Annotated in this window: 16 protein-coding genes; 13 read left to right on the top strand and 3 right to left on the bottom strand. The window is 60.4% G+C overall.

Annotated features, from left to right (window positions below):
- Positions 1–372: 372 nt before the first annotated feature.
- Positions 373–1,365: a zinc-dependent alcohol dehydrogenase family protein gene (locus tag LPW11_RS20310; RefSeq protein WP_230995689.1), complete on the bottom strand. Its 993-nt coding sequence runs from the start codon at positions 1,363–1,365 to the stop codon at positions 373–375.
- A gap of 197 nt (positions 1,366–1,562) precedes the next feature.
- Between LPW11_RS20310 and LPW11_RS20305 the strand changes: the two genes are divergently transcribed.
- The gene (locus tag LPW11_RS20305; RefSeq protein WP_230995688.1) at positions 1,563–2,033 is read left to right on the top strand and encodes a CHRD domain-containing protein; all 471 of its coding nucleotides are present in this window, start codon (positions 1,563–1,565) and stop codon (positions 2,031–2,033) included.
- Positions 2,034–2,133: 100 nt separating this feature from the next.
- Here the strand turns inward: LPW11_RS20305 and LPW11_RS20300 are convergent, their stop codons facing one another.
- On the bottom strand, positions 2,134–2,601 hold the full coding sequence (locus LPW11_RS20300) for a DUF1810 domain-containing protein (protein ID WP_230995687.1): 468 nt from the start codon (positions 2,599–2,601) through the stop codon (positions 2,134–2,136).
- A gap of 181 nt (positions 2,602–2,782) precedes the next feature.
- On the opposite strand from LPW11_RS20300, the gene LPW11_RS20295 reads away from it, so the two are divergent.
- The 11 genes from LPW11_RS20295 (at position 2,783) to LPW11_RS20245 (ending at position 14,401) form a co-directional block, all read left to right on the top strand.
- Positions 2,783–3,118, top strand: coding sequence for a hypothetical protein (locus tag LPW11_RS20295; protein WP_230995686.1), 336 nt, complete (start codon positions 2,783–2,785; stop codon positions 3,116–3,118).
- A 152-nt stretch (positions 3,119–3,270) separates the two neighbouring features.
- On the top strand, positions 3,271–4,881 hold the full coding sequence (locus LPW11_RS20290; RefSeq protein ID WP_230995685.1) for a methyl-accepting chemotaxis protein: 1,611 nt from the start codon (positions 3,271–3,273) through the stop codon (positions 4,879–4,881).
- Positions 4,882–5,244: 363 nt separating this feature from the next.
- Positions 5,245–6,378 (top strand): NAD(P)/FAD-dependent oxidoreductase, encoded by a 1,134-nt coding sequence (locus LPW11_RS20285; RefSeq protein WP_230995684.1) that lies wholly within the window; start codon positions 5,245–5,247, stop codon positions 6,376–6,378.
- A gap of 21 nt (positions 6,379–6,399) precedes the next feature.
- The gene (locus LPW11_RS20280) at positions 6,400–7,236 is read left to right on the top strand and encodes a rhodanese-like domain-containing protein (RefSeq protein WP_230995683.1); all 837 of its coding nucleotides are present in this window, start codon (positions 6,400–6,402) and stop codon (positions 7,234–7,236) included.
- Entirely contained in the window at positions 7,233–7,775 is a 543-nt protein-coding gene (locus LPW11_RS20275) for a DUF488 domain-containing protein (RefSeq protein ID WP_230995682.1), read from the top strand. Before LPW11_RS20280 ends, LPW11_RS20275 begins: the two co-directional genes overlap by 4 nt.
- A 490-nt stretch (positions 7,776–8,265) precedes the next feature.
- Positions 8,266–9,378: a hydrogenase small subunit gene (locus tag LPW11_RS20270; protein ID WP_230995681.1), complete on the top strand. Its 1,113-nt coding sequence runs from the start codon at positions 8,266–8,268 to the stop codon at positions 9,376–9,378.
- Positions 9,362–10,297: a hydrogenase 2 operon protein HybA gene (gene hybA / locus LPW11_RS20265; protein ID WP_230995680.1), complete on the top strand. Its 936-nt coding sequence runs from the start codon at positions 9,362–9,364 to the stop codon at positions 10,295–10,297. Before LPW11_RS20270 ends, hybA begins: the two co-directional genes overlap by 17 nt.
- Positions 10,297–11,598 (top strand): Ni/Fe-hydrogenase cytochrome b subunit, encoded by a 1,302-nt coding sequence (hybB, locus tag LPW11_RS20260; RefSeq protein WP_230995679.1) that lies wholly within the window; start codon positions 10,297–10,299, stop codon positions 11,596–11,598. Before hybA ends, hybB begins: the two co-directional genes overlap by 1 nt.
- Before the next feature lie 65 nt (positions 11,599–11,663).
- Positions 11,664–13,343 (top strand): nickel-dependent hydrogenase large subunit, encoded by a 1,680-nt coding sequence (locus LPW11_RS20255; protein WP_230995678.1) that lies wholly within the window; start codon positions 11,664–11,666, stop codon positions 13,341–13,343.
- Between the two features lie 13 nt (positions 13,344–13,356).
- Positions 13,357–13,851: a HyaD/HybD family hydrogenase maturation endopeptidase gene (locus LPW11_RS20250; RefSeq protein WP_230995677.1), complete on the top strand. Its 495-nt coding sequence runs from the start codon at positions 13,357–13,359 to the stop codon at positions 13,849–13,851.
- A gap of 58 nt (positions 13,852–13,909) precedes the next feature.
- Positions 13,910–14,401, top strand: a complete 492-nt coding sequence (locus tag LPW11_RS20245) for a gluconokinase (RefSeq protein WP_269145357.1) — start codon at positions 13,910–13,912, stop codon at positions 14,399–14,401.
- 26 nt (positions 14,402–14,427) lie between these two features.
- On the opposite strand, the gene LPW11_RS20240 is transcribed toward LPW11_RS20245, so the two are convergent.
- Positions 14,428–14,766 carry a tRNA-binding protein gene (locus LPW11_RS20240; RefSeq protein ID WP_230995675.1) on the bottom strand — a complete coding sequence of 113 codons (339 nt, stop codon included), beginning with the start codon at positions 14,764–14,766 and terminating at the stop codon, positions 14,428–14,430.
- 1,185 nt (positions 14,767–15,951) lie between these two features.
- Here LPW11_RS20240 and LPW11_RS20235 point away from each other — a divergent pair.
- The gene (locus tag LPW11_RS20235) at positions 15,952–16,509 is read left to right on the top strand and encodes a hypothetical protein (RefSeq protein WP_230995674.1); all 558 of its coding nucleotides are present in this window, start codon (positions 15,952–15,954) and stop codon (positions 16,507–16,509) included.
- Positions 16,510–16,587 lie beyond the last annotated feature (78 nt).

The following is a 16,587-nucleotide window of genomic DNA, read 5'->3' as shown; positions in this document are numbered from 1 at the left end:
GCAGGACGGATGATCACATAAAGTTGCCCCGAGTTCAATGACAACGAACCTGCAAATTCTGCCATGTGAAAAATAGGGAACATGCCAATGAAAGGCGGGTGTGGAGGGCGACTGGGAACTGAGCCAGAGGGTGTGTTTTCAGCGACGGGAACAGTAGCGCGGCGTCCCCTCCCTTTCAAGGGGAGGGAGAGGGTGGGGATGGGGTAGTTGTCCGTGCCTCTCGGACATGCATGAGCGCAGAACCCCATCCCCCTCCTGTCCTCCCCCTTGAAAGGGGAGGGACGTGCTGCCGAGCCCTCTGCGTGGGGAGGGTCGGCTGTCGACCCCATGGAAAGGGGAGGGACGTTCGGCCAGCGGGAAGGCTTCGCTTTCCTACTTCACCGTCACCACGATCTTCCCGCGCTGCACGTTTGACTCCATGTACTGATGCGCTTCGACAATGCTCGACAACGGGAAAGTTCGGTCGATTGTCGGGTGCAGGGCCCCATTCTCCAGACCGTCCAGGATGAATTTCAAGCCGCGCGCCAGCATGTCCGGAGCCCTGATGATCTCGAAGAGAATATATCCCCGCACGGTCAATCCTTTTCCTATCGCCGCAAAAAGAGGGAAGGGGGTCGGCTCCGGTGAAAGGGCGCCGTATTCGAAGATTATCCCCTGGAGCGCCGCCGCCTCACTGAGTTTCTCCAGAGTCGGTCCGGCCACCGCATCGAAAATGATCTGGGCCCCCATGTTCGATGTGGCCGCCATTATCGCTCCGACCAGGTCCTCCTCGTCGGTAACAATGACGTGTTCTGCGCCCGCGTCTCTCAGAAACCCCTTCTTCGCAGCTTTGCGTGTGGTGGCGATTGGAACGGCGCCCACCGCTTTCACTATCTGGATAGCTGCCAGTCCCACGCTGCTGCTGGCGGCGGTTATGACGACGCTTTGCCCTTGCCCCAATCCGCCGAACTCCACCAGCGCGCCGTAGGCGGTGAGGTACGGCATCCAGATGGCAGCGCCCTCTACCGGCGAGAGTTTTTCAGGGTAACGTGTCACGGCATATGCCGGGACGATGGCGCTTTCGCCGTACACTCCGTAGCGCCCCATCTCAAAGGACGGGATGGTGCTGACCCGGTCGCCGACGTTGACCCCTGTTACGCCCGGCCCGACTGCGTCGACTGTTCCTGCGGCCTCGTACCCTATCCGCGACGGCAGCTTCGGGTCCTCCAGGTATCGGCCCTGCCGGAACATGACCTCGGCGCGATTCAATCCGATTGCTTCGACTGCCAGACGTACCTCTCCCGCGCCTGGACTTTCCAGCGGTACCTCTTCTATCTTCAGGACCTCAGCTGCGCCTGTCTCATGAAATCGCACGATCTTCGGCATGACATTCCTCCTTTGGGCCCATCTGCTCTCTCTTGTTCAATTTTACTAGATGCGTTTCAGGAAAAAGGTATCCGCAGGAAAAGTAGCCTGTCCCGTAGCCGGTCCCCTTCTCTCCGCGCGCCAAAGGTTTGACAATGTGTCGCAGCGAATAATACAATTTAATGTATGGTGTATCGCAAACAAAAGGAGTAAAGATCATGAGAAAGTTCGTACTGTTGCTCGTTGTGCTCTTCAGCGCCGTTTTCGTCGGCTCCGCATGCTACGCGGCGGAGAAGCACTTCAGCGCCATGCTGACGGGGCAGGAAGAAACGCCTCCGGTCAATACGAAGGCTACCGGAAAAGCGGATTTCAAGCTCAGCAATGACGGGAAAAAATTGAGCTACTACATCTCGGTGCGGGATCTCCAGAACGTCAACGCCGCCCATATCCACACCGGGAAGAAAGGGGAATCCGGTCCCCCGGTGGCAAATCTCTTTTCCGGAGCGGCCAAAAAGGGGGCGGTAAACGGGAAATTCACCCAGGGGCAGCTAACGGATAAGGACCTCATGGGACCACTGCAGGGAAAAACGATGGCCGACCTGGTATCGCTCATAACCTCAGGTGGCGCCTTCGTCAACGTACACACCGATGCCAACCCTAACGGCGAGATAAGGGGGCAGATCAAGTAGTCCTCTTTTGCCGGATCAGTTTCATCTCGGGGTAGAGATTCCTTCCACAGGGGTCTCTACCTCTCGCTCCCCTAACGCCGACAGCGCAAGATCCCTTCCGTCAGTCCCGGCGCCCTCCCTTTTGCCGCTCCAGAATCGCCAGCGTTGCGGTATCCCTCTCGTTGCCATAGTACTTCTCCAGGACTTTGGCAAAAACAGAGTCCGACTCGTCCGCGACGACTTCAAAGAGGGTCATCGACGACTTGAGCTTCATGTCGTCCGGGTAACCCATGATCGCAGAGGCGGAGCGCCCCTGCACCGCGAGGACCGCTTCCGCACACTCCCTGAGCCTTTTTCCCAGTACCGGATGAGCGAGGTAGGCTCGCGCCTCGTCCAGGCTCTTTATCGCGTACTGAATGGCCATGGAGCTGCGCCCCAGGCCGTTTATCTGCGGGAAAATGAACCACATCCAGTGGCTCCGTTTCTGCCCGTTCTTCAGCTCTGCCAGCGCCCGCGAGTAGATGCCATCCTGCGCCGATACAAACCGCTGCAAGCCATGGGGATCATCTCCGACATCCTGAACTGTCATATGCTCCTCCTTCTTCCCCTTCGTTGTAGTTCTTCCTAGGTTATAGCACCGGCATTCCTTTTCCACTGAAGAACCCCGCGGCGGCAACTCTGCTTCCGGGGCGCCTTATTACGACAGTACCTCCGGGACGAGACTGGAGGAGAATGCGGTCCCCTTTTCCTTTGACAGCACGAAGATCAAAATGAGCAACAAGACCATTGACGGGAGGGATTTGAAGTTCGCCTCATCGCAGGGGATACGGACGGTCCTTTATACGGTGCCGCAATACCATGAACGGATCCGGTATCTCAGCAACCATAGCGGCTTCCTTCAGGCCGTGGCGATCGTGTCGGGTGTGTGGAACATCGGATATGTGAACTACGGAGGGGACGACCTGTGCCGGGACTGCACCCTCTTCTACGACGCCACTGACCTGAACCGTAAGGGAGCGCGTCTTTTCTCGGAGAAATTGGCGCGGGTAGTCGCAGGTGAATTTGCAGGGCACGATTTTGCCGGCGGTGTGGCAGACCCGCGCTGAATGCAGTGCGCAGCTGATGCCAGCTGATGCCCTTTTGCACTTTGGCACTAAAGATATGAATCGAGTCGCCGATACCTCTCTAAACGGAAATGAGGACGGCTCGGTTCAGCATCAGAGCGGCGTGAAGCCAAAGGAAAAGGGGAAGATCAAGCATGTCGATCAAAGCGCGCATAGGACTTTTTGTCGGTGTTGTCATAGCGTTCTCTCTCGTACTGGGAGTAGGGGCATTTTTCAACATCAGGTATCTCTCCGCCAAAACCGACGAAACGAACATGAGTGGCGTCCTCAATACGCGGCGGCTGGCAACCGCCCAGGATGCCATGTGGAAGCTGCGTTTCGGGGTCTCGCAGTACCTCGCAGTACCCGATCCGGCATCACGAAAAAAGATCATCGACGAGAGCCCGAAGTGGTTCGGGATACTTGACGAGAATCTGAAACTCTACCAGGAAGGAAATCTTTCTGATGGTGCAAAAGCGGCGTTGAAGAAGCTGACGGACGTTTACGCCCAGTACAGGGAGGCGCGTCCCAAATGGTTTGCACTCATGGAGGCCGGGAAGATCGAGGAGGCTGCAGAGTTTCGGTCCAAGACGATCCTCATCTCAGGTGCCGGGACGGTCAAGGCTCTCGATAACCTGATCGATGAGCAGAAGAAGCTGAGCGATTCCCTCGCCGCGACGTCCAAAGCCGCAGCGCGCAGTGCACTCCTCGCCATAGGTATCATCGGCGCCCTTGGCATTGTCACAACGATCGCGATCGGGCTCTGGATCATCCGCGGCTTTAATGTTCCGGTAACAAAGGTTCTTGAGGGGCTCGAAAATCTGAGAAAAGGTGATCTCAACCTGCGTTGCCCCGTCACGTCCGGTGACGAAATAGGCACACTCGCAGCAGGATTGAATGAAGCAGCGGAGAGGATTGCAGGGATCATTCGCCAGATCTCGGAGACGGCATCGCAGGTCTCGACTTCTTCGTCCCAGTTGCACGCCACTGCCGGGCGGATAGCAGCCGGGTCCGAGGGGACCTCCAACGAAATTTCCACCGTGGCTGCAGCGAGCCACGAGATGATGGTTGTCGGGCAGGACATTGCCAAAAACTGCCTTCTGGTAGCTGACTCCGCCTCCAGGGCGAGCGACTCCGCAGCTTCGGGCGCCACGGTCGTGAAGGATACGATCGACGGGATGGAGAGGATATCGGAACAGGTCCGCGCTGCAGCCGACGCCGTGGAAGCGCTCGGATCCCGTTCCGAGCAGATAGGGGCCATAGTCGGGACAATTGAGGATATTGCCGACCAGACGAACCTGCTCGCGCTGAACGCAGCGATCGAGGCCGCCCGGGCCGGGGAGCAGGGGAGGGGCTTTGCCGTCGTAGCCGACGAGGTACGCGCCCTTGCAGAGCGCACCACGAAGGCGACGCGCGAGGTGGGGGCGATGATCAAGTCCATCCAGACAGAGACGCGGGAGGCAGTCTCCGCTATGGAGCTCGGTGTAGCCGAGGTCGCGAAAGGGACCTCTGCATCGGTAAAATCGGGGGAAGCTCTGGAGAGCATACTGCAGCAGATAAACGGGCTGTCGATGCAGATCAACCAGATTGCCATAGCTTCCGAGGAGCAGGACGCAACGGTCAGAGAGATCACCCAGAGTATCCAGAATATAAGCGAGATCGTGCACACGACCTCGAGAGGGTCGTCGGAGATCGCAACCGAGGCATCGGAGCTCTCGCGCGGCTCGGACGATCTGCGAAGGCTGGTGGGGCAGTTCAGGTTGTAGCAGTAAAAGACGGCGCTGCAAAAAGAGGGGGTCTGCATTCGGTTGCAGGCCCCTTTGTTTTTTCAGGGTGTGAGTTTATGTAGGCCGGAATAAGCGCAGCGTTTCCGGCATATGTACGCAGCACCTGTCGCCTGGCGCCGACGCCTGGAACGCCTGCGGCTTATCCCGGCCTACAACTGCAACGGCTTCCACATGGACGTTGACATGGGGTGAGGGGATGGTACCAATTCGATATAACCTCTGAAAAGTTGCGCATCTTTCACACGTCCTTTCACCCTTTGCCTTTCGATCCGCGGAACCCGACCGTGTTCAACGGAAGTAAGTGAGGCGCGTGACGGCTCAACCAAAGCAAAAGGTGGCGCCATGACAAAAAATCTCGTTTTGGTGGGAGGGGGGCACGCCCACATGACGGTGCTCCTCCGTCTGGGGGACTTTTCCTCGAACGGGCACCGTGTGACGGTGATCAGCCCCTCACCACATCATTTTTACTCAGGAATGGGGCCCGGGCTCCTGTCGGGGATCTATGACCCGCCGCAGGTCCGCTTCAACATCCGGAAGATGGCGGTGGATGGCGGCGCGTCATTTATCGAGGACGAGGCCGTCCGGATCGACCCGGCGCACAGGTCGATAACGCTCCGTTCCGGAGCCGAGGTGGCGTACGACGTAGCCTCCTTCAACACGGGGAGCCGGATCGCGGTCGGGCCGGACGCGGCGCCCTCGGACCGCGTCGTCCCCGTGAAGCCGATCATAAACCTCTACCGGGCTCGTAAAAGAATCCTCGAGGAACTCGCGCAAAGAGACCTGCGGATTGCGGTGATAGGTGGGGGCGCTGCGGGGGTCGAAATTGCAGCGAACCTGTGGCGTCTGGCCCGACGGAAGGCGCACAGGGCTGAGATTACTCTCGTCGGCGGCGAGAGGATCCTCGGTACCTTTCCGGAACGGGTGCGCGCTCTGGCGATCGAGTCGCTGCTGAAAAGGGACGTGGAGGTGATAGGGGGGACCCGCGCGAGGGCCGGCGCGGATGGCACCGTTGCCCTCTCGAACGGCTCCTCGCTGCGCTGCGACTACGTCTTCATGGCGACGGGGGTGGAGCCGACACCCCTCTTCAGCGACTCCGGCATTCCCACAGGTGAAGACGGAGGGCTGCTGGTAAACTCTTTCCTCCAGAGCACGGCTCATCCGGAGCTCTTCGGCGGCGGCGACTGCATCGCCCTCTCCGGGACCCCCCTTGCCAAGGTCGGCGTTTTTGCGGTGCGCCAGAACCCCGTCCTCTTCCACAACCTGATGGCCGCCCTGGAAGGGGATGCGCTGCATCCCTTTGAGGATGTGAGGGAATACATGCTGATCATGAACATGGGGGATGGCACGGGGATCGTCTGGAAAAGAGACCGCGTCTGGGATGGCCGGCTCGCCTTCCTCTTCAAGGACGTCATCGACAGGCGGTTCATGATGAAGTTCCAGGTCTCCGGCGAACGAAAAGAGTCCGCCGAATCCTGAGCAAAAGGAGAATGAAAAGCCATGAGTGTGCTGGACTATTTCAAGCCGGTCACCACCTGGACAGCGGAGCAGGTGAGAAGCTTCATCAGTGACAAGGAGGACGGTACCTACAAGCTTCTGGACGTCCGTCAGCCGGAGGAGTACGAAAGGGGGCACTTGCCGGGGGCGATACTGATCCCGGTGGGGGAACTCGATGAACGTGTCTCGGAACTCGATCGCGAAAGCCTCACTATCGTCTACTGTGCCGCAGGGATGCGCAGCCGTGCCGCCGCATCCATTCTCATGCGCGCCGGCTTCGAGGAGGTGTACAGCATGTCCGGCGGGATCAACGCCTGGAACGGAGCCGTGGCGGACGGATTCCCCGAGACCGGAATCGCCTGGTTCTCCGCCGCGCACTCGGGGGAGGAGCTGACGGCGCTGGCGTGGGCGCTGGAGGATGGCACTGAGACCTTTTACAGGACGATGGCGGAAAAGGGGGGGGACCCGGAAGCCGCCGAGCTCTTCCGCAAGCTGGTCAAGGCGGAAGAGGGGCACAAGGAGATGCTCTCCGTGCTCCAGCGGCGCCTCTCCAGCGAGGGTGAAAACATCGACTTCCCCTCCGTCCTGAAGGGTTACCCGCCGGAAAAGATAATGGAAGGTGGGATGAAAGTAAAAGACGCGGTCGCCTGGGCAGAAGGGAAGGGGGTAAAGGAGGTAGTGGAGCTCGCCATCTCGCTGGAGACGAGTTCCTATGACCGCTACCAGACGCTGCAAAGACGGGTGGAATACGAAGCATCGGTGCAGCTTTTCAAGTCTCTTGCCGCGGAGGAGAAGAATCACCTGAAGTTGCTGACGGACCTATTTGAGAAACGGCTGTGAAACCTGAGCCCACTTTCCCTATCCATACCATCGGGCATTCCACCCACACCCTGGAAGAATTCGTCGTCATCCTGCAGGCCTATGACATAGCTCTTTTGGCGGACGTGAGAACGATCCCCCGCTCCCGGCACAACCCGCAGTTCAACCTGGAAACGGTGGGGGAAAACCTCACCGCTGCCGGGATCGAGTATCTGCACCTCAAGGAACTGGGGGGCTTGAGGCACCCCCGCCCGGACTCCCCCAATGCCGGGTGGCGAAACGACTCATTTCGCGGCTACGCCGACTACATGCTCACCGAGCCCTTCATCGCAACGCTGGAGAGGCTGATATCCCTGGCGATGGAGAAGAGGACGGCGATCATGTGCGCCGAGGCGGTCCCCTGGCGCTGCCACCGCTCCCTCATTGGCGATGCCCTCCTCGTGCGCGGCATCGATGTCGTCGACATCTACTCCGCCACCTCCTCCAAGCGTCATGAACTGACGCGGATGGCGGTGGTGCGCGGCACCGAGATAACCTACCCCTCCGACCCTCCCGCGTAGCATCGACATCACCCCCCCCACCTCCGATTTTCGAAAAAGAGTTGCATCTCCTCCAGCTGAATCCGATTTCGTTGCTTCTCCTTCCGGCTCACTGTCGAATGCCCCATCCGCAAGTGCCTGTATTGGCACGGTACAGAGGCGTCCGTGGTCGTAAACGCATAAAGAGAACGACTTTTTACTTTTGTGTATATTTTATGTTGACACATGAAGATCCATACTGTATACGTTTTCACGGTTCTCCGAACCGGTCTTACCATTTTCCGCCTCACCAAGCTGCTTCACACTTGTATTCGCCCTTGCGCCCCGACCTCCATCGGCCGCAGCGACTGTTTTGATATGCAGATAGCCGTCAGATACATCTCCTTTCATTCGGGACGCAGCTCCATCAGCGGCTTCTTCAGATAAGACCACCACATACTGTCTCCGTAGGAGGCACGTATCGCGGCTATAGAACGGCTGACTGTCATTCTTTCTGTTCGAGGAGGGAGCTATGAAAGAGGAAACGACCCTGCGCGGGGTTTCCCGAAGGGATTTCATGAAGGCGTGCGTCACCGTCACGGCGATGATGGGGCTCCCCTTCGAGATGGCGGCCAAAGTTGCCGAAGCGGCGGAGCGGGCTGACAACAGGCCGGCCGTGATCTGGCTTCACTTCCAGGAGTGCACCGGCTGCTCCGAATCGCTCCTGCGCTCCTCCCACCCGACGATCGCCACCCTCATTCTCGACCAGATATCCCTCGACTACCACGAAACGCTCATGATCGGCTCCGGCGCCCAGGCGGAGAAGTCGCTGCACGACTCCATGAAGGCGAACCGCGGCAAGTACATCCTCGTGGTGGAGGGGGCGATCCCGACGCGCGACTTCGGGATCTACTGCAAGATCTCGGGGAAGACGGCGATGGAGTCACTGAAGCACGCAGCCGAGGGTGCCGCGGCGATCATCCCCATCGGCAGCTGCGCAAGCTACGGCGGAATCCAGGCGGCCGAGCCGAATCCGACCGGCGCGGTCGGGGTGCGCGACCTCATAAAGGACAAGCCGATCATCAATATACCCGGCTGCCCCCCGAGCCCTTACAACTTCCTCTCCACCGTGATGTACTACCTTACCTTCAAGAAGCTTCCTGAGCTCGACTCTCTCGGCCGCCCGAAGTTCGCCTACGGCAGGCGCATCCACGAGCACTGCGAGCGCAGGCCCCACTTCGACGCGGGGCGCTTCGCCAAGGAGTACGGCGACAAGGGGCATGCGGAAGGGTACTGCCTGTACCAGCTCGGCTGCAAGGGGCCGGCGACCTACGCGAACTGCTCGGTGCAGCGCTTCAACGACGTCGGCGTCTGGCCGGTGGCAGCGGGGCACCCCTGCATCGGATGCACCGAGCCGGAGATCCTCTTCAGGAAGCCGATCGCCGAGAAGGTGCAGATCCACGAGCCGACCCCCTTTGACGCCTACCCGCCGGTGGATCAGGAGAAAGGGAAGGGGCCGGAGCCTCTTACCACCGGGATACTCGGGATCGCGGCCGGCTCCGCTCTCGGCGCCGGTGGGATGTTCGCCAGGAACCTGAAGCAGGGGGAGCTGAAGGAGGACGCGGACCATGAGAAGACAGAGTAGGCGTGACTTTTTAAAGAGTGTCGCCGTCGCCGGGGCAGGGGTCCTTTCCTGCGGAGCGGCCGCCGCTTCAAGCGGACCGGGGAAGGTGAACAACGAGGAGCTGGGCCTTTTGTACGACGCCACGAGGTGCGTGGGGTGCAAGGCGTGCATGGCCTCCTGCAAGAGGGTGAACGCCGCCTCCGGGTCCCTCGCCTACGAGCACGCGGACTGGGACAAGGACGAGCTCTGGGACGCGCCGCAGGATCTCTCCGGGAGCACACGCACCGTCATCAAGCTGTACAAGGAGTCCCCGACCCGCTGGTCGTACGTCCAGTCCTCCTGCATGCACTGCCAGAAACCCGCCTGCGTCTCCGTCTGCCCGGTAGGGGCGATGACAAAGGACAAGACGACGGGGATCGTGGAGTACGACAAGAACGCCTGCATCGGCTGCCGCTACTGCCAGGTCGCCTGCTCCTTCACCATTCCGCGCTTCCAGTGGGAAAAGACGATCCCGCAGATCGTCAAGTGCGACCTGTGCAAGAACACCAATCTGGCGCAGAAGGGGATACCCGCCTGTGCCGAGACCTGCCCGGCCGGCGCCCTCACCTTCGGCAAGCGGAAGGATCTCCTGGCCGACGCCCGCCAAAGGCTGAAGGAGAGCCCGGACAGGTACGTGAACCGGATCTACGGCGAGACGGAAGGGGGAGGTACAAACCACCTCTACCTCGCCGCCTACCCCTTCGAAAAGCTCGGCCTGCCTGATCTGCCCCCCGAGGCGCCGGCTGAATTCTCCGAGAAGATCCAGCACACGATCTACAAGGGGTTCATGGCGCCGGTCGCCCTCTACGGAACACTCTGCTTCGTGGCGGTGAAGAACATGAAGAAGCAGGATACGGACGAGCACCCGGAAAAAGACGCAGGGAAAAGGAGGGATGAGTAATGGCCGGACACAATGACGAGTTTCAGAGGCTCGACGCGCGCATCTTCACCCCCTCCTTCTTCGTGCTCCTGGCGCTCACCCTGATCGGCTTCTTCCTCGTGGGGGTGCGCTACGTGAAGGGGATCGGGGCGGTGACCAATCTCTCCGACGGCTTCCCCTGGGGGATATGGATCACCTACGACGTCGCCACCGGGACCGCCATCGCCTGCGGTGGATACGCGGTCGCGATACTTGTGTACATCAGGAACCACATGCGCTACCACCCGATGATCCGGAGCGCGGTCCTCACCAGCATGTTCGGCTACGGGCTCGCCGGTGCCTCCGTCATGATCGATCTCGGGCGCCCGTGGAACTCCTACAACTTCTTCCTCCCTTCGCGCTGGCAGGGGAACTCGGTCATGCTGGAGGTCGCCCTCTGCGTCATGGCATATTCCATGGTCCTCGCCATCGAGTTTCTTCCTGCGCTTCTCTCGGCGATGGAAAACTCCGACTGGGGGCCCTTCCAGAACTTTGTGAACTGGCTCCACCCGCGCCTCGTCTCCGACCGGGAGAGTCTCAACACCGGGAAGGAGTGGATGCGCTCGGCGGCGGCGAAGATCAGGCCACGGCTCGACAAGGCCCTCATATTCATCATCGCGCTGGGGATCACCCTCCCGACGATGCACCAGTCATCGCTCGGCTCCATGCTTCTCATAGCCTCGACGAAGCTGCACCCGCTCTGGCACACGGCGTTCTTGCCCCTTTTGTTCCTCATCAACTGCATCTACATCGGGTACTCCATCGCGATCCTGGAGTCGATCATCTCCTCCTACGCCTTCAACCGCCCCTTCGAGGTGCGCGAACTCTCAGGTCTTGCCGGGATCGTCCCCTGGCTTTCCGTGATCTGGCTCTCCGTCGTGGTGGGGGACCTGGTGTGGCGCGGGCAGCTTCACGCCGCCCTCTCCCTCGACTTCTACTCCCGCTTCTTCCTCGCCGAATTTCTCCTGGTGGCGGTCGGTTCCATGATCCTCTTCAACAAGCGGATGCGGCGCACCCCCCGGTGGCTCTTCGTGAGCGCCGCGCTGATCGTCCTCGGCGGGGCTCTGTACCGCTTCAACGTGTACCTGATCGGCTTCGACCCCGGGAAGGGATGGCGCTACTTCCCCTCCCTTGCGGAGCTCATGATCACCGTCGGTATCGTATCCTTCGAAATCCTCGGCTACCAGGTGCTGGTGAAGCTATTGCCGGTCCTGCCGCGCATGGCGCGGCGCGGCAGCCACGCCCGGGAGAGGGGCGCGCGGCTCGCCGGGGACGCCACCTGAGGGCTTTAGCACCGTGAACCTTCGACAGAGCACTGTCTTCGAATTCTTTTGACCTGGAGGGAAAAATGGCCCGGATAACCTTAGACCCCATCACCCGCATAGAAGGGCATCTGCGCATCGACGTGGAGATAAATGGCGACCGAGTCATCGACGCCTGGGCTTCAGCCCAGATGTGGCGCGGCATAGAGACGATCCTGAAGGGGCGCCCCCCCGAGGACGCCTGGAGCTTCACCCAGCGCTTCTGCGGCGTGTGCACCACGGTGCACGCCATCGCCTCCATTCGCTCCGTCGAGCACGCGCTTAACGTGGAGGTACCGCTAAACGCGCAATACATCCGCAACATGATGATCGCGCAGCACTCGGTGCAGGACCACATCGTGCACTTCTACCACCTCTCCGCGCTCGACTGGGTGGACATCGTCTCGGCCCTCAAGGCCGACCCGAAAAAGACCGCGCAGATCGCGCAGTCGATCTCCGAGTGGCCGGGGAACAGCGAGAAGGAGTTCAAGGCGGTGCAGGAGAAGCTGAAGAGCTTCGTCTCCACCGGGAGGCTGGGGATCTTCGCCTCCGGCTACTGGGGGCATCCGGCGATGAAGCTCCCGCCGGAGGTCAATCTTATGGCGACGGCGCACTACCTGACCGCGCTCGACTACCAGAGGAAGGCTTCCCAGGCGGTGGCGATCCTCGGCGGGAAAAACCCGCACATCCAGAACCTGGTGGTGGGTGGGGTGGCTACCGCTCTCAATACCGAGAATGTGGCCACCATCAACATGGAGCGCCTCGCATTCCTGCGTACCCTCATGGAGGAGAGCCGGGCATTCGTGCAGAACGTGTACTATCCCGATGTCGTCGCCATCGCCTCCGCCTACAAGGAGTGGTTCGGCTACGGCGCCGGCGTCACGAACTACCTCGCGGTGCCGGAGTTCCCGGAAGACACGAAGGGGACGCAGTTCGCCCTGAATGGCGGCGTCCTTTTCGACGCCAATCCCGCCACCTTCCGGGTCATCAAAGATCACCGCGACGAGTACCTTATCAAGAACATCAACGAGAACGTGGACCGCGCCTGGTATCGCGGCGAGGAGAGCCTGCACCCCTGGGAAGGGGAGACGAAGCCCGCCTACTCCGACTTCCAGGAAAACGGCAAGTACTCCTGGTGCAAGGCGCCGCGACTGGAAGGGAAACCGGTCCAGGTCGGGCCGCCGGCGCAGATACTCGCCTCGTACCTCTCCGGAAACGAGAAGGTGAAAAAGCTCGTCGACGGCACCTGCAAGCAGGTGGGGATAGGGTTGAAGGATCTGCACTCCACCATGGGGCGGCTCGCCGCACGCGCCATCCGGGCGCATCTCATGGCGGACCTCTCGCTTGAGTATCTGGACAAGCTCATCGCCAACGTGGCGAAGGGGGACACCGACTACGCCAACCACACCGAGATCCCGGTCGGCGACTACCGCGGTGTCGGTTTCCACGAGGCGCCGCGCGGCACCCTTTCCCACTGGCTGGTCATCAAGGATAAGAAGATCCACAACTACCAGGCGGTGGTTCCTTCCACCTGGAACGCCTCTCCGCGCGACGGAAAAGGGCAGCTCGGACCGTACGAGGCCTCCCTGAAGGGGAACCCCGTCGCTCAGCACGACAAGCCGCTGGAGGTGCTGCGCACCATCCACTCCTTCGACCCGTGCATCGCCTGCGCTGTGCACGCCATCGATCCGGAAGGTAAGGAGATCACCCGGGTGAAGGCGCTGTAGGGAAGGAGCGGCTATGAGGACACTGATTTTCGGAGCGGGAAACCTGCTCCTTTCCGATGAGGGGTTCGGGGTGCATGCCATCCGCTATCTGGAGGAGCACTACGATCTGCCGGAGGAGGTGGAGCTCTTCGATGGCGGGACGCTGGGGATCATGGTGACGCACAAGCTGGAGGAGGCGGAGCGGATCTACGTACTCGACGTGGTGGACGCGGCCGGAGAGCCGGGAAAGCTGTACCGCTTCGAAAAGGAAGAGATCATGCTCGACCGGCTGCCGCTGAAGATGTCGCCGCACCAGATCGGCATCCAGGAGGTGCTCTTCCTGACCGAGATGCGCGGCACCTGCCCGGAGCGGGTTTCCCTCATCGGTGTAATCCCTGGATCGCTTGAGGCGGGGTGTGAACTCACCCCGCCCCTGCAGGGGCGCGTGGCGCAGGTGGCCGAGATGGTGGCCGACGAGCTTCGTGCAGACGGCCTGGAGGTGCGGCGGAAGGCGCATAACGGGGATTGAGACGTCGGCCGCCCGGAAACGGGCGGCCTTTTTCTTTTGCTGCCGGTACAATCACTACATGATTGTGATCATTTCCGGAGTATCTGGGGCGGGCAAGACCTTGATCGGGACGCTCCTGGCGGCGGAGCTCGGCTGGGACTTCTACGACGCCGATCTCTTTCACTCTCCCCACAACATCGAAAAGATGAGGCAGGGGATCCCCCTCACGGATGAGGACCGGGCGCCGTGGCTGGAGGTCCTGTGCGACCTGCTGCGCACGGTACGGAAGGAGAATGGAAGCGCCGTGCTCGCCTGCTCGGCGCTTAAGGAGCCCTACCGCCAGCTCCTGTTCGACTGCGCTGAAGGGGATGCAAGACTGGTCCTGCTGACCGGCGACTTCGACCTCATAGCCAGGCGCCTTCAGGAGCGGCGTGGTCACTTCATCGACCCGAAGCTCCTTGAGAGCCAGGTCGAGACACTGGAGGAGCCGAGGGAGGGTGCAGTTGTTGTCGATGTCGCACTTTCTCCCTCGGACATTATCAAACAGATCCGGAAGGAACTAAAGCTCTAGCCCCTGCTCGTCTGACAGCCCAACATCTAGCCGAGTTTTGCTCCATTCTGCACCGGACGCTCCGGCACTGCCAGGACTACCGCGCGGTCCTCGCGGTAAAAGCCGCAGACGAGAAATTCCGATTGCACCGGGCCTATCCGTTTGGCGGGGAAGTTTACCACCCCGACTATCTGGCGGCCTATCAGCTCTTCCGGCTTGTACAGGTCGGTAATCTGGGCGCTGGACCTCTTGATGCCGATCTCCGGACCAAAATCTGCGGCTATCTTGTAGGCTGGCTTTCTGGCTTCAGGGAAAACTTCAGCCTCCACTATCGTTCCAACTCGAAGCTCTACCTGTTCGAATTCATCCCACGTTATCTCTTTCATCTCTGCCTCCAGTGATTTTTGCCAGAGCCAATGTAACTGCACGATTCCATAGCGTCAATGAAAAGAGGGGTTTTCCGTGTCATAGGTATGAGGCGTGTGTTGCTTCTGGTTTTAATTATCGAATCAGGTGTTTTGCGGACTGATAGTTGTCCTGTTATAAGAAGTGCTAGTATTTGCAAAGGTTGCTCTCCAACTCTCCAGCTTCTGCTTCAATGACGTCTGCCGGAGGTCCGCGTGGTCCCTCGGAAGGTTCGCATCAGGTATCGTCAGTCGACTGATCCGTGGGAGTTCTTCTGGCCGGGAGCGTGCTCCGTCTGCGTCCACCTGCTTCTGACGATCTTCTTCCTTGTCGAGTGGCCACTTCAGCAGGAGGTGGTGTGGGTCTCCATGGTATCGGAGCCTGCAGGGCGCGTATTAGCAGAGATTTCTGATGCTCCTGAAGGTATGGATGAGGTATCGGATCCAAAGCCGCAGGACGAGGCCGCTGCCGTGGAAAGTGAAGAAGCAGACGGCGAGGAGACCTTTGCGATGAAGGCCGCACCTGTAGCGGCACGACGGCCTGCAAAGCCGGTCCAAACGGTCTCTTCCGCAGAGAAGGGGAGAGCGACACCAACGACGGAGCGTTTAGCAGGATCCGCGCGATTCGAGAAAATTTCCTCCGCCTCTCCTTTCTCAAAAAAAGAAGTCGCATCTGCTGCACCTTTGCCGGCACCGCAAAAGCCCGCTGCGCCTGAAATTGTCCCGCCCCCTGCAGCGCAACCCGTCACGGTACCCGAGCCCAAGCCTGCAGCGCCACCCCCCGCGCGCGAGCGTCCCCAGCAGCGCGAGGCGAAGGTCATTCCGGCTCCTGCTGCACCAGCCAAACGGGAACCGATAGCAACGCCTCCTCCTGCACCAGCGAAATCGGAACCGATAGCGACGACTCCTCCTGTACAAGCCAAACGAGAACCGATAGCGACGGCTCCTCCCGCACCTGCCAAGCCGGAACCGGTAGCGACGGCTCATTCCTCTCCAGCGAAACGGGATTCAGTGGCGACGGCAGGGATGGGGAAGGGGACCTCTGCAACAAAGCCGGCACCTTCAGTTCCGGCGACTTCGACGGTTGCGGGGCACACCCCGCCTCCAGTGGGCGCGGTGCCGTCAGCCCCTGTGCAGCAGGCCGCGCCCGCAAAGCGGTGGGCTGTGGTGGCACCGGCAAAGCCGGCGCAGGAGATGCGGGAGAAAGGCCCGACGGCGCAGGCACGACCTCCTGACCCCGTTTTCCCTGCGCCCAAGAAAGGGGAGCTGGAGCTTCAGATAAGCGGGAAGGAGATAGCTGCGAACGGTCTGACGGTGCAGGTTCTCTTCAGGCCTTATCCGAAGGCGCGCCACAAGAAAGGACAGACGGCGGCAGAGGCGAAAAAGGTCCAGACGCTTTCGCCGACGTGCCTGCGGATCGGGGTGAATACCATTCAGGCTGTTATAGAGAATGCGCCGGACGGGATTTACGAATTCCGCAGCGCGCAAATGAGCAGCCAGGCTGAGGTGAGTTGCGTCACTACCATCCACGGATCGAGCAGCGCGCCTATTGTGAAGAAGCTCGGCACCAGGAAGCTCGGGAGCAACGGCTACATTTTCAAGGTGCTCATGCCTGAGGGTATCCTCTGGGACGATGACAACAGCTTCAGCGGAAGTCTGGAGGACAGCGAAAGCATAACGAAGTTCAGGACGGAAACTGGGCTTGTGTGGAAGGAGTACAAGTAACTGAGATTTTGTCGGCTGGCGCAGATGCCGGGAACGCCTGCGGCTTATCCCGGCCTACATTGCACCACAACCCTCCAT

The sequence above is a fragment of the Geomonas sp. RF6 genome (assembly GCF_021044625.1).
In the GTDB taxonomy this organism is placed as follows: Bacteria; Desulfobacterota; Desulfuromonadia; order Geobacterales; family Geobacteraceae; genus RF6.
Note: the sequence above shows the minus strand (reverse complement) of the source record. Positions and strands in the feature narration are given on the sequence as shown.

Coding starts and splice junctions, on each gene's coding strand:
- hybA (WP_230995680.1), top strand. CDS start 9,362: ATGAGAAGACAGAGTAGGCGTGACTTTTTAAAGAGTGTCGCCGTCGCC.
- hybB (WP_230995679.1), top strand. CDS start 10,297: ATGGCCGGACACAATGACGAGTTTCAGAGGCTCGACGCGCGCATCTTC.
- LPW11_RS20290 (WP_230995685.1), top strand. CDS start 3,271: ATGTCGATCAAAGCGCGCATAGGACTTTTTGTCGGTGTTGTCATAGCG.
- LPW11_RS20295 (WP_230995686.1), top strand. CDS start 2,783: ATGAGCAACAAGACCATTGACGGGAGGGATTTGAAGTTCGCCTCATCG.
- LPW11_RS20240 (WP_230995675.1), bottom strand. CDS start 14,766: ATGAAAGAGATAACGTGGGATGAATTCGAACAGGTAGAGCTTCGAGTT.
- LPW11_RS20280 (WP_230995683.1), top strand. CDS start 6,400: ATGAGTGTGCTGGACTATTTCAAGCCGGTCACCACCTGGACAGCGGAG.
- LPW11_RS20270 (WP_230995681.1), top strand. CDS start 8,266: ATGAAAGAGGAAACGACCCTGCGCGGGGTTTCCCGAAGGGATTTCATG.
- LPW11_RS20245 (WP_269145357.1), top strand. CDS start 13,910: ATGATTGTGATCATTTCCGGAGTATCTGGGGCGGGCAAGACCTTGATC.
- LPW11_RS20250 (WP_230995677.1), top strand. CDS start 13,357: ATGAGGACACTGATTTTCGGAGCGGGAAACCTGCTCCTTTCCGATGAG.
- LPW11_RS20285 (WP_230995684.1), top strand. CDS start 5,245: ATGACAAAAAATCTCGTTTTGGTGGGAGGGGGGCACGCCCACATGACG.
- LPW11_RS20300 (WP_230995687.1), bottom strand. CDS start 2,601: ATGACAGTTCAGGATGTCGGAGATGATCCCCATGGCTTGCAGCGGTTT.
- LPW11_RS20310 (WP_230995689.1), bottom strand. CDS start 1,365: ATGCCGAAGATCGTGCGATTTCATGAGACAGGCGCAGCTGAGGTCCTG.
- LPW11_RS20305 (WP_230995688.1), top strand. CDS start 1,563: ATGAGAAAGTTCGTACTGTTGCTCGTTGTGCTCTTCAGCGCCGTTTTC.
- LPW11_RS20255 (WP_230995678.1), top strand. CDS start 11,664: ATGGCCCGGATAACCTTAGACCCCATCACCCGCATAGAAGGGCATCTG.